The following is a 1,358-nucleotide window of genomic DNA, read 5'->3' as shown; positions in this document are numbered from 1 at the left end:
CTAGCAGGCTGTTGAAAAGCGCCTCGTTCCGACGATCGGGGCACTGTTTAAAGGGGTTTCGTATGCGATTGGCTGCTGAGTTGCTGACGAATCGTGCCGGATGCCCCGCTTGCGAGCGGGCCGGCCGGCGCGTTGCCGCGCAACAGCTACGGTTGGGCGGCTCATCGCGCTGCTCCCTGCGGCACCGCTGCCAGTATTCGAGCCATTCGAGTCAGGTTGCTCGCCAGCATCGTCAGCTTGAAGTGCTGGTCGACTCGCTTGATGCCGCGATACGCGGTCTGTCGAATCCTGCCGACGGTCTTGCCCCAGCCGAAGTGCTCTTCGATGCGTTTGCGAATCACCTGGCTGATGCCATAACCGGCGTGCCGCGAGGTGCGGCCATCGATCGCGCTGCCGCCTTGATGCGCGTCGTTGCGCGCGACATGCGGCGTCACCTTGCGCGCACGACAGTCCCGCACAAAGTCGCGCATGTCGTAACCCTTGTCGGCGCCGAGCGTCTTGGCGTGACGACCCGGCACGCAATCGAGCAAGCGCAACGCACTTGCGCGTTCGCCGAAACCGTCAGCGTGGCTGACCACCGCGCCGACCACCAAGCCCGAGCGGTTCTCCATCAGGATGTGCCCCTGATAACAAAGGATGGCTCCGCTTTGCCGCCCCTTGCGGAACAGGCGCGCGTCCGGATCGGTGCTCGATGCATGCGTATCGTTGCTGCGCCGCTTGCCCTTCCAGTCGGTGTCGACATTGCGGCCACCGCCGGCTGGTGGATCGTCCGAGCCGTCCTTGGGCCGGAAGCTCTTGTGGCTGGCCCAAGCCTGGATCAGCGTGCCATCGACCGAGAAGTGTTCTCTGGACAGCAGCCCTTGCTTGTCGGCCAAGCTCATGACTTCGGTAAAGAACGCTTCGACCACTTCGTGCTCGAGCAGACGATCACGGTTCTTGGAGAACACCGAGTGGTCCCAGACGGCGTCTTCGATCGCCAGTCCGACGAACCAACGGAACAGCAGGTTGTAGCGCATCTGTTCCATCAACATGCGCTCGCTGCGCACCGAGTACAGCACCTGCAGCAGCAATGCACGCAGCTGTTTCTCCGGCGCAATCGACGCACGGCCGCTATCCGCGTAGATCGTGCCAAACAGCCCATTGAGCCGCTTCAGCGCTTGATTGACCAGCAGCCGAAGCGGCCGCAACGGGTGATCGGCCGGCACGAAGTCTTCCAGCTTCACCGTCGTGAACAGCGGTTCTTGCATCTCGTCCATTCCGCGCATCGCTCTCGTCTGCCCAAGATCATGAACACGATATCTCTAACGCACCGCTCGCAACGCCCGTTTACACCGTATCCAATTTCAACAGCCTGCTAG

At 62.2% G+C, this 1,358-nt stretch carries 1 protein-coding gene; it reads right to left on the bottom strand.

Annotated elements, in window-relative coordinates; genetic code table 11:
* Positions 1–161: 161 nt before the first annotated feature.
* Entirely contained in the window at positions 162–1,256 is a 1,095-nt protein-coding gene (locus DIE12_RS37680) for an IS5 family transposase (protein ID WP_124551607.1), read from the bottom strand.
* Positions 1,257–1,358: the final 102 nt, after the last annotated feature.

The sequence above is a fragment of the Burkholderia sp. Bp9015 genome (genome assembly GCF_003853505.1).
Lineage (GTDB): Bacteria > Pseudomonadota > Gammaproteobacteria > Burkholderiales > Burkholderiaceae > Burkholderia.
Note: the sequence above shows the minus strand (reverse complement) of the source record. Positions and strands in the feature narration are given on the sequence as shown.

Coding starts and splice junctions, on each gene's coding strand:
- DIE12_RS37680 (WP_124551607.1), bottom strand. CDS start 1,256: ATGGACGAGATGCAAGAACCGCTGTTCACGACGGTGAAGCTGGAAGAC.